The organism is Niastella koreensis GR20-10 (assembly GCF_000246855.1).
GTDB classification, from domain to species: domain Bacteria; phylum Bacteroidota; class Bacteroidia; order Chitinophagales; family Chitinophagaceae; genus Niastella; species Niastella koreensis.
This window is the reverse complement of the sequence record NC_016609.1, coordinates 7,911,260-7,929,975: the sequence shown is the minus strand read 5'-3', so window position 1 is coordinate 7,929,975 and position 18,716 is coordinate 7,911,260. Positions and strand designations below refer to the sequence as shown.

Below are 18,716 nucleotides of genomic sequence, written 5' to 3'. Positions count from 1 at the left end.
ACAGGGATCTCGTATTTAGGAAAACGTAGCCCTTTGCAGCAATATTTAAGCCAAAGGCACAAGGTACAAGAGGCAAGGCACAAGTTCCGAAATTCGGAGTGCCCGACAAATTTCAGCCATCCCGGAATTCAGGTCTTGTGCCTTGTATCTTGGTTTTTCTTGTGCCTTAAATTTTGAGCCTAAACAAACGGAAACTTTACCACTTTCGCTTTCAACAGCTTGTCGCGCACCCCGATATATATTTCAGTGTCCAGTGCGGCATGCTCCAGGTTCACATAGCCCATACCAATGGCTTTTTGCAGGCTGGGCGCCTGGGTGCCCGAAGTAACAAACCCGATCTTATTGCCTGCGGCATCCTTAATATCGTAATGGTAGCGGGGAATGCCTTTGTCAATCATCTCAAACCCAACCAGTTTACGGGTAACACCGGCAGCCTTTTGCTTTTCAATAATGGGGCGGGCGGTAAAGTCTTTGGTGAATTTGGTGATCCACCCCAAACCCGCTTCCAGCGGTGATGTAGTGTCGTCAATGTCGTTTCCGTACAGGCAGAAACCCATTTCAAGGCGCAGGGTATCACGGGCGCCCAGGCCAATTGGTTTCAGCCCCTGGGGAGTACCGATGTTAAAAATGGCGTCCCATATTTTTTCGGCGCAGCCGTCCCTGTCTTCAAAATAAATTTCAATGCCGCCTGCGCCGGTATAACCGGTGGCGCTGATCACCACATTATCAACCCCGGCAAATGTGCCCTTGGCGAACGTGTAATATTTTAAATTAAGAATATCGATATCTGTGAGGGGTTGCAACATTTTGGTGGCGTTGGGTCCCTGAATGGCCAGCAAACAGGTTTTGTCGGAAATGTTGTGCATTTCCACCTTGTTGGTATTGAATTGCGAGATCCAGTTCCAGTCTTTTTCGATGTTGGAAGCGTTCACTACCAGCATATACACTTTGTTTTCCTCGATGCAGTAAACCAGCAGGTCGTCTACGATACCGCCTTCCTGGTTGGGTAAACAGCTGTATTGGGCCTTACCTGCCGTTAATTTGGAAGCGTCGTTGGATGTAACCCGTTGAATAAGGTCAAGCGCGTGCTCGCCTTTCAGAATAAACTCGCCCATATGGCTTACGTCAAATACCCCGGCATTGGTTCTCACAGCGGCATGTTCGTCGTTGATACCGCTATAGGAAATGGGCATATTATACCCGGCAAATTCCGCCATTTTAGCCCCCAGGGCAATATGCTTTTGCGTGAAAGGCGTGTTCTTCATACAGTATGTGTAGTTTTTGTTTGAGGCGCAAATTTAGTTGATTAGTTGATAAGTTAACATGTTGACAAGTTAACACGTTAATGTGAAGCTATGCAGTACTAAGTGGGGTAGTTGATAGGGATGACAGAGTTGATAAAGGAAATCCGAAGTAAGAGGTTGGAAGTATGAAAATTAACAGGCTAAGTTTTATCGCGAGGCTGCCAAACTCCCTCTCCACCGGAGGGGGTCGGGGGGGAGGCCCAAAAAAGGGCCCTCAACAAGGCCCTTTGTTCCAACTTCAACCCCGCCTGCTTCCGACTAACGGTTAAGCAAAGCGGCGGGGAGGGTTAATCAAATTTTTTTCATGCGGCTGTTAACTAATAGCGTTGTTCACAACCCAGGGTGAAAACAATAATCCCGAATGCTCTTCATTGATAGTTTCTACACTGGCAGATGAAGTGTTCACCTTTGCCTGCGTGGAATCAGTTTTCTTTACCGGGGTTTGCTTGTGGTAACGATAGCCACTGGTTGTATCTTTTTGTGCAGACTCGTTGTTTTTACGATCGTGCTTCTTTTTATGTTCGTCGTTTTCTTCCTTATTTTCTTCTTTATCCTCCTCTTTTTCCCGGTCCTTATATTCCCCCTTACGCAAGGCTTCGGGGTCCAGGTCCAGTATTTTTTTAGGACCATCAGGGCTCATGATATATTCTTTATCTGTTTCAACCCCGTAGGTACGTTCCCAGGTATCATCTATCTGAAAACCACCATGACGGTTATACCGCACATCGAACCAGTTGTATTTTGAAATAGACCGGTCGAAAAAGAACCTTTTACCAACGGGCACCTGTAAAACAATCAATACCTGCTGATTTCTGAACCGTTCTTTTTTACTGATCGAAAATCCTTTGGGCAGGTATAATACACTGTCGGTCTGGTAGGTTTGAAAATTGATCTTTTCGGCCAGGTCGCGGGCGTTTACCGGATCGCTGCCGCGGCTGAATTTCACTTTGGTTGCATGAAAAGCGCTGTCGGTACTTTTAACCACATCTACGCGAACGGTGTTCAACATAAACGAATCGAGGTTGGCGCCAAACAAAGGCCAGTCTTCATCCCAATCGAACCAGTCGTTGCTGTAATAACTATAGTTAATGTTACTGGCTGTTGCTTCCAGGTATAACTTTCCTTTGGCTGGCTGCGTTATTGATAATTTCTCCTCTACAAAGCCGCGCGATTTAAAACTGCGGAAGATAGAGCCTGTAAGTAAGGCGGCACATACGATACCAACAAACCACAAAGTGCCAAATACATAACCGAGATAATGGTTTTTAGAACGTACGCCCATGATGCGGCGGATCAACCAGGTAATAAGGGCAATCACCGGTACGCCGAGGAACAGGAACAATGTTGCCCAGGCAAAGAAGTTCTGCCAGAAACCTTCCAGCAAAAATCCTTTCAGCGACATAAACGGCGCACCGCCAAAAAGCAACCCCATCAATACACCAAACAGGGCCAGCGCTATTACCCCAACAATAAACAAAAAGAAGGCTTTGAATAACACCCCTATGATGTGGGCGATGCCGCTGCCGGCATTGCGGGCAGTTGACGATGCTTCGTGCGTGAAGGTTTTTACGCGTTCGCTCTGGCTGAATTCTTTGGCGCGGTCGCCAAATTGCTGGGCCGATTGTTTTACTTCATTTCCCCAGTTCTGTGCCTTAGATCTGAAACTCTCCAGGTCTTCCTTAACTGTATCACGTATTGAGTTCAGATCAACGCGCTCCCCCCGCATTTCCAATTTTTCGGCTGCAGTAACGGCAATGGGTACCGCTATCCACAAAACAATATAGGTTACAAACAAGGTGCTGGTTAAAGAACCGGTCACCACTCGTGGGCCGAACCATAAATCCGAATCATGACCCCACCACCAGTTAAACACGCCTGAGAATAACCCGATGATCAATGGTAAGGCAAAGATGAGCCGGGGAACCCAGGTATTGATGTTGAAATAAGCAGCCAAACCACCGCAAACACCTGCTACTACCCTGTCGTCTGAACTGCGGTATAACCTTTTGGTGATGTTGGAGGCAACAGATTGTGACGGAACGGCTACCCACAGGATGATGTATACCAAAAATCCTGAACCACCGGTGAACAACAACACGGCAAATATGATCCGCATGATCACGGGGTCTATGTGGAAGTAGTTGGCCAGGCCGCTACATACACCGGCAATAATTTTATCATCGGCATTGCGGTACAACCGGCCGCGGCCTGCACCGGGACTGCTATAGGAACCTGCGCTGCCTGTTGACTGCGACTGTTGCGAAGAGCTGCCTGGTTGTTGCTGACCGGCTCCTGCTCCTGCACCGGTACCTGAACCTGATGCGTGCGTGCCGCCATTTTCATTGAGGCCTGCCTCCGCTTCAAAATCTTCAGGGCGGCCCATGCTGGCCATTACCGCCTGTACGTCTGCGTCGGTGATGCAGGTAGCGCCTTTCTTTAATGTTTCGGAAAACAGTTCGGCAATACGGCTTTCAATGTCGTTTACAATTTCATCGCGCCCCTCTTCGTTTGCAAAATACCTTCGCAAACTTTCTATGTATTGCTTTAGTATTTCAAAAGCAGTCTCCTCAATAGGAATCACCCTGCCCTGGAAATTTATGTTGATTACCTTTTTCATGGTGAATAATGTTTGTTGGTTGAAGTGTTAGTTGTTGGGTTGGTTTGTTTCTGTTGGGTATGTTGTGTTATCCGACGGACTATTATTGACTGATGAAACCAGCGACTCCCGCTTGCTGGCCAGTGTATTCACCGCATTGGCCAGCTCATTCCACGTAGTTTCCAGCTCTTTAAAAAACTCCTCGCCTTTGGGTGTAAGCGAAAAGTATTTGCGGGGAGGGCCCGAGTTACTCTCAACCCATCTATAGGTTAGCATTTCGGCATTCTTCAACCGGGTTAACAAGGGGTAAAGAGTTCCCTCCAGGATCTGGAGATTCGCCCCCCTCATTTCATCCACAATATCACTCGGGTAAGCTTCCCCGCGGCGGATGATTGAAAGAATGCAAAACTCCAGGATCCCTTTCCGCATTTGACTTTGGGTGTTCTCGATATTCATGGCTATTCTTTTACTGACAGGGCTATGGCCTGTTTAATGTTGCTGTTAATAGAATTATTTATCGCTGTCATGTGATCTTCTTCTTTCTGGTCTGATATCAATCTGAAAACTGAAAATATATTTTCAAAAAAAGCCGGCTCCCGCTGACCCTGAATGGTCACTGTATGGTCATTTTGTTCGGGCGCCATTACCACTAAGGTATTCTGATTATCTTTTTTCTCCACCCAGTTATAATGTTTTCCACCTAGGATCACTACTTCCTCTGGTTTGCCCGCTGGTTTGTTCATGGTGGCGCCCAGCGTAAACAGGGCAATTAACATGGCTATAATTATTGGGATTGGCATGGCTGTTTGTGAAGTCGGAGTTTTTATTTCCTTTCACAACACAAATATAGGGTGGTTTTTAGTACTATGCAACACACAGTACCATATTTTTTACAGTAATGCCTATTAAATACTAATGAGCTTAACCGATAATTCTTGATTATCAGCCTAATATGCAACACAGGTTAATTTGGAGCACATTTCGATTCTATGAATGGTTAAAAACCGGGGCTGAATGGTGACCAACTGGCAAAGCCCCGGCTTCAGGCCCGTTTCGGATTTGAACCGGAGCTTTTCAGGAACTTTTCATCACCTAACAAGGACATAACAGGGACATAACAGGGACCAAACAGGGGCCTCATAGGGATAAAATCCCTGTTATGTCCGGCTCAGGTCCCTGTTTGGTCCTTGTTACTTTATGGAGATTTAAGGAAGAATCCGGCTAAAGGGTATAAAAAGACAGCGGATAAGCCGCCCTTTGAGGGAATGCTTATCCGCTTGATTATATAATAAAAAAATTGGGTCCGGTTTTGAAGTTACCGCAGGGTGCATACATTCTGTACCTGCAACCGGCCATTGCCCTGTACCGTAAGGGTAATGGGTTTGGTTTGCTGGTTAGCCCCTGTAAAGTTGATCTGAATGGTATTGGCGCCCTCTTGCAGGGGAATACGGGTATATAATATAGTATGGGGTAAACTCTGCCAGTTGCGGGTATCGGCTTTTTCGGTAACAAAACTAAAAACCTGGATGGCCGTGGCCAGCGCTTCTTTTTCATCCTTGTTTTTATCGTCGCTTTTAGGCCGGGCTGCCGCTTCGGCCAGCTTTTTAACCGCCAGGCGGCTCAGGGTTTTGGCCATTTCTTTAGCGAACCGTTCTTTCAACGTGGCAAAGGCCAGGTCATTGATGTCTTCGGCACTTTCAAAATTGTAGCTGGCATTGTTGGCCGTAATGCTTGCCCGGGTATAAAATACCGGTTGTTCCTGGTATTTAGGAAATGCCACCCGCAACGAGCGGATGTCCGATGCCTTTAAACTATCCTTATTAATAAACTTGTCGTCGAAAATAAAAGGCACATTCACCGTGCCGGTAGCATCGGTAAAAGTAAAATTGCCCAACCCGTCTTTTGTTAGGGCGAAAATGAAATCCTGTTCCTGCTTTACCGGCGCCAGCCCGTTTTCCCAAAACAACACCAGCTCGCCACCCGGGGTTTTGCTAACCGGCTGCAAAGTGGTATTCAATAAAGTGGAATAATGCTGCACTTCATCCATAAAGCCCATGGTGTTGGCGGTACGTAATACGTCCTGCTTTAACTGCTCAGGCAGGCTAACGCCATACCACAGGTTATTATTTTTCAAAAAAAGGTCCGCGGCATTTCTGTAGGAAATGAATGCATTGTTGATATCGCCATCCTGTTCATAAATAATGCCCTGCATCATCAGCGAAAATGCATCATCTGAATACCGGTTGTTTTTATTACCGGTTTTGTCCTGCTGCGCATAGCTGGTAAGGGAAATGCGGCGGGCTTCTACCATTGCGTCCTCCCGCTGACCAAGGTTCAGATAGTTAAGGGCTTTATAGTAATGCACCATGAACTTTTCAAAATCTTCACCCTTGTAAGTTTCCATCATGGGGTTCAGCAGGGTGCCGAGCGCTATATCTCCTGCAGTAGTGCGGGCATCTTCAATAAACAGATCGGCCTCATTAAAGTACACATTGCTGCTGTCGTATTGTTTCAGTAAATGGGCCATCTTCCCTTTTTCAAAAAGGTACAGCAACCTGTTGCGTCTGCGTTGCAATAGTTTGTTATGGTCTATTGACAGGTACGCTTTATCGAACTGGTTATTTACCACCTGGTCGTAATAACTACCAATTCGATTATTGTAAGTGGCGCAGGAGAATAACAAGAGCATCGGGCACGCAAGGCCCAATGCTCTTATCGTATGTTTAAGAGGTAAAGCCATTCCGGGTATAATTGCAACTGACCTGCTGCGTGAGATCAATTAGTTTTTCACGTATTTGGCAATCTTCTTGTCACCTAACCATACCACTTCATTGCTTTGGATATTGGTTAACTCCAGGTTGATCTGGTAGTACACCACTTTTCTGCGTTTTTGAGAATCAACAATGGAGTTAATTTCGCCTTGCAGAATATAGTCGGCGCCCTGTTCCAACCCAAACTTTTTCATGCTGGAGGCAGAAGCGTTTGTTTGCTGATCGGCTTTTTCAGCACGCAGCTCATCTCTTTTTTTACCACCCTGTACCAGGCGCACTCTTCCGGATCTTATAAAGGATTGTTCTACATCTGTAACAAAAGTTTCGGCTTCAATGTGCTCATGGCTTTTATTGGTAACAAAGCCAACGATCACCACGGGTTTTTGTCCACCGTGTGCTTCCTGGTGATCGCCTACCCATCTTTCATGCAACACCTGGTCAATCATTTGTTCTGCCACCAGGCGGGAGTCGGTATTATTCCAGCGGCCACTCAGGTCAACCTGTTCCTTTGGATCAATACGGGTTACTTTATGCGAACAGGAGATACTTGTACCAGCTACAACCAGGGCCATAACGGCCAGATAAATGTTTTTCATTTTTGCTTTTATTTAAAAAGGGAACAGTAATGAATGTGTTGATTGGGACGTGCCTGTTTTTTAGCGGGTTAATAACCAACCAACAGTTGCAGCGGTTGCTGCCAATGGTACCCAGTTCCAGTTATTCCACCGGGTATTATAATACCGCGAATTGTTATAAGAACGATAGGGAGTGTAATTGTCGTAATAATTACCATTATAAGCCGGGTAATAAGAACTGTAATAGCCACTATTATTCCGGTAATAATTAGGATAGTAGTTATAATAACCATAGTCATTATAATACCAGCCATATTGGGCCCTTGCCAAACGAAGTTCGCGGCGGAAGGCGCGGCGTGCATCACGACGCTCCTGTCTTTGTTCCATCCAGTCAATAGCCTTGTAAGTTTCCTGGGGAGTAGTGCCGTGCAGCGCATTGAGGGAATCGGCCATGCCGAGGTATTTTACCTGACTGATCATGTAATCAGGATTCTGGTCTTCAACCAGGGCTTGTGACATGGCTCCGGCGGCTATAAGCATAGCTACAGGTAACAGCATCAGGTTATAGAGTACATTTCTTTTCATTGATTGGGGTTTTACTTTTAAAGAGACCATTGTTATTAACGAAAAAGATCATGCATTAATTATCCGGCGCCGGATGAATTACATTTTTTTTCGATCAATCTAAATTAATAAGCAAATCGTTAAGCCAGGGTTAAAACAAAAGTCCCGGGCACCAACTGGCGCCCAGGACTTCTATATATTAACAATCAATTTGTTATTTTTTAAGTCCGATTTCTCGTAACCGTTCATCCAGGTATTCTCCGGCTGTCGCATCGGGATAGGCCTTTGGGTGACCGGCGTCTATGCAGCTTGCCAGGCAGGCCAAACTCATTTCTCCTTTAGGATGCAGGAAGAACGGGATCGAATATCTCGAAGTATTCCACATTTCCCTTGGTGGATTTACGACACGGTGCGTAGTAGATTTCAGTTTGTTATTGGTAAGGCGTTGTAACATATCGCCTACATTCACCACAATTTGTTCGGGTAACGAGGTAACAGGCACCCATTCATTTTGCTTTGTTAAGATTTGCAACCCATCTGCCGAAGCGCCTACTAACAGGGTAATCAGGTTAATATCCTCATGCTGTTCGGCCCTAATTGCTGATTTCGGTTCCTGCGTTATTGGCGGATAGTGAATGGCCCGCAAAATGGAATTCCCGTTGTGGATATGTTCATCGAAATAATGTTCATCTAAACCCAGGTAGATGGCAATGGCCTGTAACAATGCCCGGCCCGATTTTTCAAACGCCCGGTAGGCTTTGGTAAAAGTGGTATTAAAAGCACCCAAATCATTTACCTGCACATTATCGGGATATTCGCTTTTTATGGGGTCGTTGTCTTCAACAGTTTGCCCAAACTGATAGAACTCTTTCAAATCCGGCGCCTCACTGCCTTTTGCATGTTCTTTACCGAAAGAAGTATAGCCCCGCTGACCCGCCAACCCCGGTATTTCGTATTTCTCTTTTGCATCGCGCGGCAATGCAAAAAACTGTTGTACGTATTTGTACAGATCGGCTATCAGTTCATCGGGAATGCCATGATTCTTCACAGCTACAAAGCCAACGTCTTCGTATGCTTTACCCAGTTGATTTACGAATGCCTGCTTCAGTTGGGGGTCGCCTGATAAAAAATCGGCGAGATTTACTACCGGTATTGCCATAAAAGTATTTTAAAAATGGTTTACACTTTAATTACCTAAAATGATGTGGGGTAGACAATTTACAAAACTATTGGTACCCCGACAAAATTAAAGCAGCAATTTCCGGTAATTAGGCAACCGTTAGGTCATTATCCTATCAATGTATGGCTAAGGCTTTGGCAGCTGCTACCTCTTTTTCTTCAGGGGTAATATCAACAATGGCATACCGCTTTACGTCATTTATCAGCGCTTCATCCAAGGCATTTACCACGTTTTCGTAATTCGACTCAGGCGATGGTTTTATCATTAACATCAATTCTTTTCTGTTACCGGGTTTTATTTTATCGAGCGCCGCCTGTTTGATCCTTACAATTTTTCCCAGGCCGTCGCTTTCTGAATAATTGGTAACGCCCCAGGTATTTGTTTTTAATGCATTGTCGAGCTGCCCGTGATAATAAAACACCTTATTATCAGCAAGAGGAATAACTGTTAACGCATTGCTTTGAGCAAGATCCATTTCTGTACCTGGGGTTGAATCGTCTGGCATAATCAGTTTCATGGCCTTTGATTCTGACATGGTGGTAGTAAAAATGAAAAAGGTGATGAGCAGGAAGCCGAGATCAACCATGGGGGTTAAATCAACTTTAGTACTTAATTTTTTGCTTCTGCGTGCACCGGCTTTGCCACCGGCTACACTGGGGGTATTAATTTCAGCCATAACGTATTGATTTGATTATAAGATGCGGTGGCACAATTTTTCCATATACAGTATATCAGTGTTGCCACTGACAAACGTCATTTTTTTACCCGGAGAACGGACTTACTTTTATTCATCAAAAAAATTGAACCATGAAAACACTGGTAGTTCCTACGGATTTCTCGTCTGTTTCGGTCAATGCACTCAATTATGCCGTTGACATGGCGCAGGCAATAAATGCCGGTTTAGTGCTACTGCACGTGTACAATGTACCGGTATCCTTTACTGAAGCGCCTGTTGCCCCTGTATCTTCTGTTTCGCTTGAGGAAGTGAAACGATCAAGTGTAGAGCGGCTCGAAGAATTGAAGAAAAACCTGGTGATACAAACTGCAGGTAAAATACAGATCTATAGCGAATCGCGCCTGGGCGAACCCATTGAGGAGTTAGAAGCCATTTGTAAATCGCTCGACCCTATGGCGGTAATTATGGGCAGCCATGGCGCTACGGGTTTTGAACGACTGATTATGGGCAGCACTACGCTGAGTGCCATTAAACATTTAAAATGCCCGGTTATTGTAATTCCACCCGGCACAACTTACAATGGCATCAGAAGAATTGGCCTGGCGTGTGATTTTAAAAATGTAGTACAGTCAACTCCGGTAGAGTATATTAAAAACCTGGTAAAGGAATTCGGCGCCGATTTGTATGTGCTGAACGTGCAGGATAAAAAGGTGGAAGACGAAGGTGAAGAACCGCCAACCATGGATGCTGTTTACCTGGATGCGATGCTGGAAGAGGTTCGGCCTAATTATGTACAGCTAACCGGTAAAAATGTAGTGGACAGCATTTCCAGTTTTGCCGAAAACAATAATCTGGACCTGGTGATGGTGATCCCGAAAAAACACCGGTTTATCGACAGCCTGTTTCACAAGAGTCAGAGTAAAGAGCTAATAACCCATGCACATATACCGATTGTTTCTATCCATGAATAGAATCTCAAAGCAAAACGTCCCCCCGACATGTCAGGGGGACGTTTCTTTTATAGAAGTACCAAGGAAGTTTAAAATTCTGCGTTCTTGGGTGTTCTTGGGAAGGCAATTACATCACGAATGTTGGTCATGCCGGTTACAAATAACACCATACGCTCAAAGCCTAAGCCAAAACCCGCGTGCGGAACTGTTCCATAACGGCGGGTATCGAGGTACCACCACAATTCTTCAGCAGGGATGTGCATTTCTTCCATACGCTGGGTGAGTTTATCCAGTCGTTCTTCTCTTTGTGAGCCACCTACTATCTCCCCAATACCGGGCGCCAGGATGTCCATTGCGGCCACAGTTTTGCCATCATCGTTCTGGCGCATGTAAAACGCCTTGATCTCTTTTGGATAACCGGTAACAATAACCGGTTTTTTAAAATGCTTTTCCACCAGGTAGCGCTCATGCTCGCTTTGCATATCGATGCCCCACTTCACTTCGTACTGGAATTTCTTTTTCTTGTATGCTGGTGATTGCAGCAGGATATCAATCGCTTCGGTATAGGTAATGCGCTCGAAGTTGTTGTTGATAACAAACTCCAGTTTTTCAATAAGCCCCATTTCGCTGCGTTTGTCCTGTGGCAGTTGTTTTTCTTCATCTGCCAGGCGTTGCGCCAGGAACTCCAGGTCTTCACGATTGTGCTCCATTACATGGCGAATGAGGTATTTGATGAACTCTTCAGCCAGGTTCTGGTTGTCTTCGATATCATAAAACGCCATTTCAGGCTCAATCATCCAGAACTCGGCCAGGTGACGGGCGGTGTTTGAATTTTCAGCTCTGAAAGTGGGACCGAAAGTATAGATCTCGCTAAAGGCAGTAGCTGCGAGCTCACCTTCCAGCTGTCCGCTCACCGTTAAGTTGGTACTGCGGCCAAAGAAATCTTCTTTGAAGTTGATGGTACCATCCTCGTTACGGGGTGGGTTATCGAAAGGCAGGGTGGTTACCCGGAACATTTCACCGGCGCCTTCCGCATCACTGGCGGTAACGATGGGCGTGTGCATATACACAAATCCTTTTTCATTAAAGAATTTATGAACCGCAAAAGCCAATGCGTGACGCACCCTGAAGACAGCGCCAAAGGTATTGGTACGGAAACGCAGGTGAGCGATCTCACGCAGGTATTCAAGACTGGGTCTGTTTTTAAGTTGTAAAGGATATTTCTCCCCGTCGCAATCTCCCAGTATTTCAATGGAAGATGCTTTCACCTCTACTTTCTGGCCTTTACCCTGGGAAGCGATAAGGGTACCAACGGCTTTTATTGAGGCGCTTTGGGTAATACGTTTTTCAGTTGCTTCATCCAGCATACCCAGCTCCACTACTACCTGGATATTATTATTGGTACTACCGTCATTAATGGCAATAAACTGATTATTGCGGAAACCCCGCACCCAACCCATTACTGTTACTTCCTGACCGGTAGGCTCACTGGCCAGCAGATCTTTAACTTTTACCCGTTTGTTGAACATATCCAATAGATTTTTAAGGTTTTCCAGTCCGCATCCTGGCGGACGGAAGGACGGCAAAGATAAGATTTGGCAGAAGTTTGGGAGTGGAAATAAAACGCATAAAAATTATTTGCAAAACTAATGAATGTTAGGTAGTATTTGGCTTCCCCCTTCGCTTCTTTTCCTAATCTGGGACAACCGAAGCTTGACCGAACATTAACCGAACACCAACCGAAGCGTTACCGGCCATTTTCCACAAACGGGAATTCATATTTGCCATAAACAATAACATGCTCCATCCAATCCGGAGTTTCCATAAACGGGCAACCTGGAACCTGAAACTTGAAACCTGGAACCTCGCATTCCGGTAAATTTGTTACCATGAAAATCGCCTTCTTCTCCACCCAATCATACGACAAAACTTATTTCACCCGCTACAATACCCGCCATGAGCTGGTGTTTTTTGAGGCGCCCCTGAATGAAAAAACAGTGGCGCTGGCCGACGGCTGTCAGGCTGTTTGTGCTTTTGTGAACGACGAATTAAATGCAACGGTGATGGAAGGGCTGGCTAAAACGGGTATACAACTCATTGCCATGCGGTGTGCAGGTTATAATAACATAGCCCTGGAAGCTGCCCAAAAGCATATTATTAAAGTGGTGCGGGTGCCGGCCTATTCACCCCATGCGGTGGCCGAACATGCAGTAGCCCTTATACTGACCTTAAACCGTAAAATCCATAAGGCCTATAACCGGGTACGGGAAGGTAATTTTTCGCTGGATAAACTCATTGGGTTTGATGTATACGGGAAAACCGTGGGAGTTATTGGCACCGGCAAAATAGGGGAAGTGTTTTGTGACATTATGAAAGGCTTTGGTTGCCGGGTATTGGCCTTTGACCTGGTGGCGAATAGAGGAATAGAAGCCAAAGGCGTTCATTATCTGCCGCTGGTTAAGCTGCTGCCCCAATGTGATATTATCTCCCTGCATTGCCCGCTTACCGAACAAACCCGGCACCTCATAAATGCAGAAACAATTAACTTAATGAAACCGGGTGTAATGCTCATCAATACCAGCCGGGGTGCCCTGATACATACCCACGCAGCCATTGAGGCCTTAAAAACCGGACAAATAGGTTACCTGGGCATAGATGTGTATGAACAGGAAGAAAAATTGTTCTTTCATAATTTGTCGGAAGAGATCATTCCAGATGATGCAATTATGCGGCTCATGAGCTTTCCGAATGTACTGGTCACCAGCCACCAGGGATTTTTTACCGATGAAGCGTTGACGCAGATCGCCCAGGTCACCCTGCAGAATATTGATGATTTTGAGGCCGGCAAGCCATTGGTGAATAAAGTTATATGAGGTTGTATTATCAGTATAGAATACTATAATGTCATCCATACATTTATTTTACTTATTTTCGGCTCGCTGAATAACCATTGTACACACTAACGAATTTGCCACATGAATAAACTGGTTGCCTTGTGCATTCCGCTGCTTGTTGTTTACAGTTCCGCTTTTACCCAATCTTCAGGTGTTACTATTTCCAGTCCCGATAAATCAATACAGGTAACCTGCACGCTCGATAATGAAGGCAAGCCCTCTTATACTGTTCAATATAAAAACAGCATGGTGCTGGAGCAATCACAATTGGGCCTGGTTCGCCCTGATGGCGATTTCTCAAAAGGATTGGTGAAAATCTCCGTAACGCCGCCCTCCATTGTAAAAGACCATTACCGGTTATTAACCGGCAAACGCCGGTTGAATGCGTACATGGCTAACCGGCAAATCATTCAGTATAAAAATGCGAACGGTGGTTTACTGGACATCATCTGGCAGGTATCGAACGACGGTGTGGCTTTTCGCTATTATTTTCCCGGTACAGCTACCGAACCTAAAAAAGTAGATACAGAATATACATCCTTTCACCTGCCCGCCGCTGCAAAAGGCTGGCTGCAGCCCATGAGCGTAGCCAAATCAGGCTGGGAACAGGTGAACCCCTGTTATGAAGAATATTACGAAAAGGGCATTGCTGCCGGTACTCCTTCTCCGCTTAAAGCAGGTTGGGTATACCCTGCCCTTTTTCAATCAGCCGGTCACTGGCTGCTGATAACCGAATCGGGAATGGATGGTTATTATTGTGGCACCCGGCTGGATAATGATTCGGCAAACACCAATTACCGCATTGCTTTTCCCGATGCGCGGGAAGTGATCCCGGGCAAGGGGTTAAAACCACAGGCTACCCTGCCCTTTTATTCGCCCTGGCGCATAATAACTATAGGCAGCCTGGCCACTATCATTGAATCCTCACTGGGTACCGATTTGGCCAAACCTGCGGCTGCCTCGCAGAATTTCTCTTTTGCCAAAGCAGGCAAATCTGCCTGGAGCTGGGCGTTGTTGAAAGATGATTCCATTGTATACGATGTTCAAAAACGCTTTATTGATTATGCGGCCGATATGCACTGGCAATACAGCCTGATTGATGTGAACTGGGATACCAGGATCGGCTATGACAGCATTCAATTGCTGATCAATTACGCCAAACAAAAGAAGGTGGGTGTTTGGTTATGGTATAATTCTGCAGGCAGCTGGAATACGACGCCCTACCATCCGCGCAATAAATTGCTTACGCATGAGGACCGGGAAAAAGAATTCAGCCGGTTGGAGAAAATGGGTGTGGCCGGCATCAAGATCGACTTTTTCGGGGGCGATGGCCAGTCGATGATGCAGTATTATATCGACATTTTAAACGACGCGGAAGCTCACCATTTAATGGTGAACTTTCATGGCGCCACCCTGCCCCGTGGCTGGCAGCGTACCTGGCCCAATTTAATGAGTGTAGAAGCTATTAAGGGTTTTGAATATATCACCTTCGGCCAGCCGGCCGCCAATGAAGAACCGGCCCATGCCGCCATGCTTCCCTTTACCCGCAATGCTTTTGACCCCATGGACTTTACGCCCATGTGTTTATATAAAATACCCCGCATAAACCGCCAAACCACTTCGGCTTTTGAGCTGGCCCTGTCGGTATTGTTCCTTTCAGGCGCCCAGCATTTTGCTGAAACTCCGGTGGGTATGAGCCATATGCCTGGTTATGTAAAGGAGTTTTTGCAGCAACTTCCCACTGGTTGGGACGATGTACGGTTCATCGATGGCTTTCCAGGTGAATTTGTGGTGCTGGCCCGTAAATGGGGTAACAAGTGGTACATCGCCGGCATAAACGGTTCCGGCCAGGAAAGATCGCTGTCGCTTGACCTCTCTGCCTATAAAGCAAAAAAAGCTCTGCTGCTTAAAAACAGCCAGGGCGCTAATTATATTGACCAGCAAGCTGTTACCCTTCTACCCAATAAAAAAGAAAACATTACCCTGGGCGCGCACGACGGTTTTGTGATGGTGCTGGAATAGCCAGCTAACTTTCAGATTAATATTTACTTAGTTTTTACTTATCTCGTAAATCCGGGGCCGGTTAAATCGGTACTTTTGCAACCTTGTTTTAACCCTTTTGCTTAGGTGAAAGGGTATTTTTAATAATGGCGAAGACGATACATATTGCATTAGTTGGAAATCCAAACAGCGGCAAAAGTTCCCTTTTCAATGTTTTAACCGGCCTGAACCAGCAAGTGGGTAACTTTCCTGGGGTAACGGTAGACAAAAAAGTAGGTTCCTGTCAGTTGTCTGATGGGTTAAATGCCTCTATTATTGACCTGCCCGGAACGTACAGTTTGTACCCGCGGCGGGAAGATGAATGGGTGGCATACCGCGTTTTAATGCAGCAGGATAAAGATGTGGATGCGCCGGAAATGGTGGTGTTGATTGCTGATGCCAGCAACCTGAAACGCAATTTGTTATTCGCCTCCCAGATCATTGATCTGAAGATACGGGTGGTGGTGGGCCTTACCATGATGGATATTGCCCGCCAAAAGGGCATCCAAATTGATGTGCCGGAACTGGAAAGAGAGCTGGGTGTGCCCGTAATTCCCATTAACCCACGCAAAAACAAGGGCATTCAACCTTTAAAGAAGGCCATCGAGCAAACTGCCCTGGAATTATACAAAGCGCCTGTACGCGATTTTATTAATAACGAAGCCCTGGCTCCCACCGCCATTGGCAGCGTAAAACAGTTGTTTCCCGAATTAAGTGATTACAAAGCCATTCATTACCTCATCAATCATGAATCTTTTACCCTCAGCAAAACCCTGCAGGATAAAATAGAAGCGATCGAGGAAGAGAATAATTTCAACCATACCAAAACGCAGGCGGAAGAAATATTACAACGGTATCAACGCATTGGCGCCATTCTGAAACAATCAGTAACGGAACCATCACCGCTGCAAAAAACCCTGTTCACCGAAAAGCTGGATAACATCTTCCTGCACCGGCGCTGGGGATACCTCATATTGCTTTCCGTATTGTTCCTTCTGTTTCAAAGCGTGTTCTGGCTGGCCGAGTATCCGATGAACTTTATTGACTGGAGCTTTACAGCGCTCAGCAACTGGTTCAGCAATGTATTGCCAGGTGGCTGGTTAACCGATCTGTTCATTAACGGTATTATGGCCGGGCTGGGTGGCATCCTGGTTTTTGTACCGCAGATCATGATCCTGTTTGGCCTGGTGACCATATTGGAAGACACCGGTTACATGGCCCGCATTAGTTTTTTAACCGATAAGTTAATGCGTAAGGTTGGGCTGAACGGTAAGAGCGTTATGCCCATGATCAGTGGGTTTGCCTGCGCCGTGCCCGCCATTATGAGCGCACGGAATATTGAAAACAAAAAAGAAAGATTACTTACTATACTGGTTACCCCATTGATGAGCTGCAGCGCGCGCCTGCCGGTATATACCATTCTGATAGGATTGGTTATTCCGAAAAAAATGTTCCTTGGCTTTTTAGGGTTGCAGGGTCTGGTGATGATGGGCCTGTACCTGCTGGGACCTATTATGTCGATGCTGGTATCGTATATTGCCCGGCTGTTTATTGATATTAAAGAGAAAAGCTTTTTCATTCTTGAGTTGCCGGTATACCGTGCGCCCCGCTGGAAGAATGTAATTGTAACTATGATTAACAAGGCGAAGATCTTTGTATTTGACGCCGGTAGAGTCATCATGGTCATCAGTCTTATTCTTTGGGCATTGAGCACCTATGGCCCACGGGAAAGAATGAATGAGGTAAAGGCGCGTTACGAGCAACAGGTAAAACTACATCCTGAACAGGAAGCAGCGCTTACGCGCATAAAGAATACTGAGTTATTACAAAACTCCTATGCCGGTTTGCTGGGTCATAGCATTGAACCCGTTATTAAGCCACTGGGCTACGACTGGAAGATTGGCATTGCATTAATTACCTCTTTTGCCGCCCGGGAAGTTTTTGTTGGAACCATGGCTACGTTATACAGTGTGGAAGGCGGCTCCGATGCGGATGAAGGCACCCTGATGCAAAAAATGAATGCGGCAGTAAGGGCCGATGGAACAAAAGTATACACCCTGGCAACCGGTATTTCCCTCATGATATTTTATGCTTTCGCCATGCAGTGTATGAGCACGCTGGCCATTGTTAAACGCGAAACCCGTAGCTGGAAGTGGCCGCTTATTCAACTGGTATATATGACCGGGCTTGCTTATGTAATGAGTTTAATAGCTTATCAATTGCTGAAATAAACTTAGGCACTTCGACTCCGCTCAGGGCGCTCAGGGTCTATATAAAAAGAAAAGGGCTCGCGAAAAAGCCCCTTTGTGTTTTGTCCAATCCATGAAAAATAAACCGTCCTGATAATATCTTGACGCTATTAAAAGCAATGGCAATATTCGTTATAAGGAAATTATACGTGAAGCAGTCGCGCTGCGTTTGGCCAGGGACTCCGATTAACTAAATGCTAACAAATCAGGCTAATCAGCTCAACTGCAAATTCATATATATATGACGCCAAAAAGAATGAAATGTTTGTTATAGAACGGTTAATTGCTATAACGACTTTAAAGTGACAACAAGCTGCGGGATGTAATGGAGATTTATATTAATTCTTTTCCTTTAATGTGATTTTAATCTTAGCAGATAAACTTGTGTTATTGTCCTACAAGTTTACTTCGCTTTTCAAGCATAACAGTTGTTCGCCAAACGCCATTGAGTTGAGCAATACGTTCGCGATAGCCAATATAGCGGAAGCCGCATTGTTCATGCAAATGAATGCTGGCCCTGTTCTCTTCATGGATCACACTTAACAATGACCAGATACCGTTTTGCTCACTAGTGTTAATTAGTTCTTCCAGTAAGGTTCTGCCAATGCCTTTTCGTTGATGTTGCTGATGCACGTATACACTTACTTCGGCCACGCCATTGTAACACTCCCTTGCAGATACGGGCGTAAGCGCAGCCCAGCCTACCGGCGCATTTTCCTCAATGGCAATGATCCTTGAATGGGGAAGGTATTTGAGGTTGAACGTGTCCCAATCGGGTACGGTTGTTTCAAAGGTGGCCATGCCGGATGCTATGCCATGACCATATATTTCCAGTACAGCACTGGCGTGTTCGGGTAACATTGGTATCAGGGAGATCATGTAGCTAATTTAAGAAGCATTTTCATAAGGTAGGTCAC

Annotated in this window: 15 protein-coding genes; 4 read left to right on the top strand and 11 right to left on the bottom strand. The window is 45.7% G+C overall.

Annotated features, from left to right (window positions below; genetic code table 11):
- Positions 1-179: 179 nt before the first annotated feature.
- The 9 genes from gcvT to NIAKO_RS31585 form a co-directional block, all read right to left on the bottom strand.
- The gene (gene gcvT / locus NIAKO_RS31625) at positions 180-1,265 is read right to left on the bottom strand and encodes a glycine cleavage system aminomethyltransferase GcvT (protein ID WP_014222562.1); all 1,086 of its coding nucleotides are present in this window, start codon (positions 1,263-1,265) and stop codon (positions 180-182) included.
- Between the two features lie 352 nt (positions 1,266-1,617).
- Entirely contained in the window at positions 1,618-3,921 is a 2,304-nt protein-coding gene (locus NIAKO_RS31620; protein ID WP_014222561.1) for a PspC domain-containing protein, read from the bottom strand.
- Between the two features lie 27 nt (positions 3,922-3,948).
- A complete protein-coding gene (locus NIAKO_RS31615) occupies positions 3,949-4,356 on the bottom strand; it encodes a PadR family transcriptional regulator (RefSeq protein WP_014222560.1) in 408 nt (135 codons plus the stop codon).
- A gap of 2 nt (positions 4,357-4,358) precedes the next feature.
- Entirely contained in the window at positions 4,359-4,700 is a 342-nt protein-coding gene (locus NIAKO_RS31610) for a hypothetical protein (protein ID WP_133055230.1), read from the bottom strand.
- A gap of 515 nt (positions 4,701-5,215) precedes the next feature.
- Complete coding sequence (locus tag NIAKO_RS31605; protein WP_107685465.1) at positions 5,216-6,640, bottom strand: COG3014 family protein; 1,425 nt, start codon at positions 6,638-6,640, stop codon at positions 5,216-5,218.
- A 39-nt stretch (positions 6,641-6,679) separates the two neighbouring features.
- Complete coding sequence (locus NIAKO_RS31600) at positions 6,680-7,267, bottom strand: penicillin-binding protein activator LpoB (RefSeq protein WP_014222557.1); 588 nt, start codon at positions 7,265-7,267, stop codon at positions 6,680-6,682.
- Positions 7,268-7,327: 60 nt separating this feature from the next.
- A complete protein-coding gene (locus NIAKO_RS31595; RefSeq protein ID WP_014222556.1) occupies positions 7,328-7,831 on the bottom strand; it encodes a hypothetical protein in 504 nt (167 codons plus the stop codon).
- A gap of 193 nt (positions 7,832-8,024) precedes the next feature.
- Complete coding sequence (locus NIAKO_RS31590) at positions 8,025-8,969, bottom strand: isopenicillin N synthase family dioxygenase (RefSeq protein WP_014222555.1); 945 nt, start codon at positions 8,967-8,969, stop codon at positions 8,025-8,027.
- Positions 8,970-9,105: 136 nt separating this feature from the next.
- Positions 9,106-9,666 carry an ExbD/TolR family protein gene (locus NIAKO_RS31585; protein WP_014222554.1) on the bottom strand — a complete coding sequence of 187 codons (561 nt, stop codon included), beginning with the start codon at positions 9,664-9,666 and terminating at the stop codon, positions 9,106-9,108.
- Between the two features lie 131 nt (positions 9,667-9,797).
- On the opposite strand from NIAKO_RS31585, the gene NIAKO_RS31580 reads away from it, so the two are divergent.
- Positions 9,798-10,637, top strand: coding sequence for a universal stress protein (locus NIAKO_RS31580; protein ID WP_014222553.1), 840 nt, complete (start codon positions 9,798-9,800; stop codon positions 10,635-10,637).
- Between the two features lie 68 nt (positions 10,638-10,705).
- Here the strand turns inward: NIAKO_RS31580 and asnS are convergent, their stop codons facing one another.
- The gene (asnS, locus tag NIAKO_RS31575) at positions 10,706-12,145 is read right to left on the bottom strand and encodes an asparagine--tRNA ligase (protein ID WP_014222552.1); all 1,440 of its coding nucleotides are present in this window, start codon (positions 12,143-12,145) and stop codon (positions 10,706-10,708) included.
- 360 nt (positions 12,146-12,505) lie between these two features.
- On the opposite strand from asnS, the gene NIAKO_RS31570 reads away from it, so the two are divergent.
- The 3 genes from NIAKO_RS31570 (at position 12,506) to feoB (ending at position 17,781) form a co-directional block, all read left to right on the top strand.
- The gene (locus NIAKO_RS31570) at positions 12,506-13,489 is read left to right on the top strand and encodes a 2-hydroxyacid dehydrogenase (protein ID WP_014222551.1); all 984 of its coding nucleotides are present in this window, start codon (positions 12,506-12,508) and stop codon (positions 13,487-13,489) included.
- 102 nt (positions 13,490-13,591) lie between these two features.
- The gene (locus tag NIAKO_RS31565; protein WP_014222550.1) at positions 13,592-15,532 is read left to right on the top strand and encodes a glycoside hydrolase family 97 protein; all 1,941 of its coding nucleotides are present in this window, start codon (positions 13,592-13,594) and stop codon (positions 15,530-15,532) included.
- A gap of 125 nt (positions 15,533-15,657) precedes the next feature.
- Positions 15,658-17,781 (top strand): ferrous iron transport protein B, encoded by a 2,124-nt coding sequence (feoB, locus tag NIAKO_RS31560; protein WP_014222549.1) that lies wholly within the window; start codon positions 15,658-15,660, stop codon positions 17,779-17,781.
- Positions 17,782-18,186: 405 nt separating this feature from the next.
- On the opposite strand, the gene NIAKO_RS31555 is transcribed toward feoB, so the two are convergent.
- Positions 18,187-18,678 carry a GNAT family N-acetyltransferase gene (locus tag NIAKO_RS31555; protein WP_014222548.1) on the bottom strand — a complete coding sequence of 164 codons (492 nt, stop codon included), beginning with the start codon at positions 18,676-18,678 and terminating at the stop codon, positions 18,187-18,189.
- Positions 18,679-18,716 lie beyond the last annotated feature (38 nt).

Coding starts and splice junctions, on each gene's coding strand:
- NIAKO_RS31585 (WP_014222554.1), bottom strand. CDS start 9,666: ATGGCTGAAATTAATACCCCCAGTGTAGCCGGTGGCAAAGCCGGTGCA.
- NIAKO_RS31610 (WP_133055230.1), bottom strand. CDS start 4,700: ATGCCAATCCCAATAATTATAGCCATGTTAATTGCCCTGTTTACGCTG.
- asnS (WP_014222552.1), bottom strand. CDS start 12,145: ATGTTCAACAAACGGGTAAAAGTTAAAGATCTGCTGGCCAGTGAGCCT.
- NIAKO_RS31580 (WP_014222553.1), top strand. CDS start 9,798: ATGAAAACACTGGTAGTTCCTACGGATTTCTCGTCTGTTTCGGTCAAT.
- NIAKO_RS31620 (WP_014222561.1), bottom strand. CDS start 3,921: ATGAAAAAGGTAATCAACATAAATTTCCAGGGCAGGGTGATTCCTATT.
- feoB (WP_014222549.1), top strand. CDS start 15,658: ATGGCGAAGACGATACATATTGCATTAGTTGGAAATCCAAACAGCGGC.
- NIAKO_RS31570 (WP_014222551.1), top strand. CDS start 12,506: ATGAAAATCGCCTTCTTCTCCACCCAATCATACGACAAAACTTATTTC.
- NIAKO_RS31605 (WP_107685465.1), bottom strand. CDS start 6,640: ATGGCTTTACCTCTTAAACATACGATAAGAGCATTGGGCCTTGCGTGC.
- NIAKO_RS31595 (WP_014222556.1), bottom strand. CDS start 7,831: ATGAAAAGAAATGTACTCTATAACCTGATGCTGTTACCTGTAGCTATG.
- gcvT (WP_014222562.1), bottom strand. CDS start 1,265: ATGAAGAACACGCCTTTCACGCAAAAGCATATTGCCCTGGGGGCTAAA.
- NIAKO_RS31615 (WP_014222560.1), bottom strand. CDS start 4,356: ATGAATATCGAGAACACCCAAAGTCAAATGCGGAAAGGGATCCTGGAG.
- NIAKO_RS31590 (WP_014222555.1), bottom strand. CDS start 8,969: ATGGCAATACCGGTAGTAAATCTCGCCGATTTTTTATCAGGCGACCCC.
- NIAKO_RS31600 (WP_014222557.1), bottom strand. CDS start 7,267: ATGAAAAACATTTATCTGGCCGTTATGGCCCTGGTTGTAGCTGGTACA.
- NIAKO_RS31555 (WP_014222548.1), bottom strand. CDS start 18,678: ATGATCTCCCTGATACCAATGTTACCCGAACACGCCAGTGCTGTACTG.
- NIAKO_RS31565 (WP_014222550.1), top strand. CDS start 13,592: ATGAATAAACTGGTTGCCTTGTGCATTCCGCTGCTTGTTGTTTACAGT.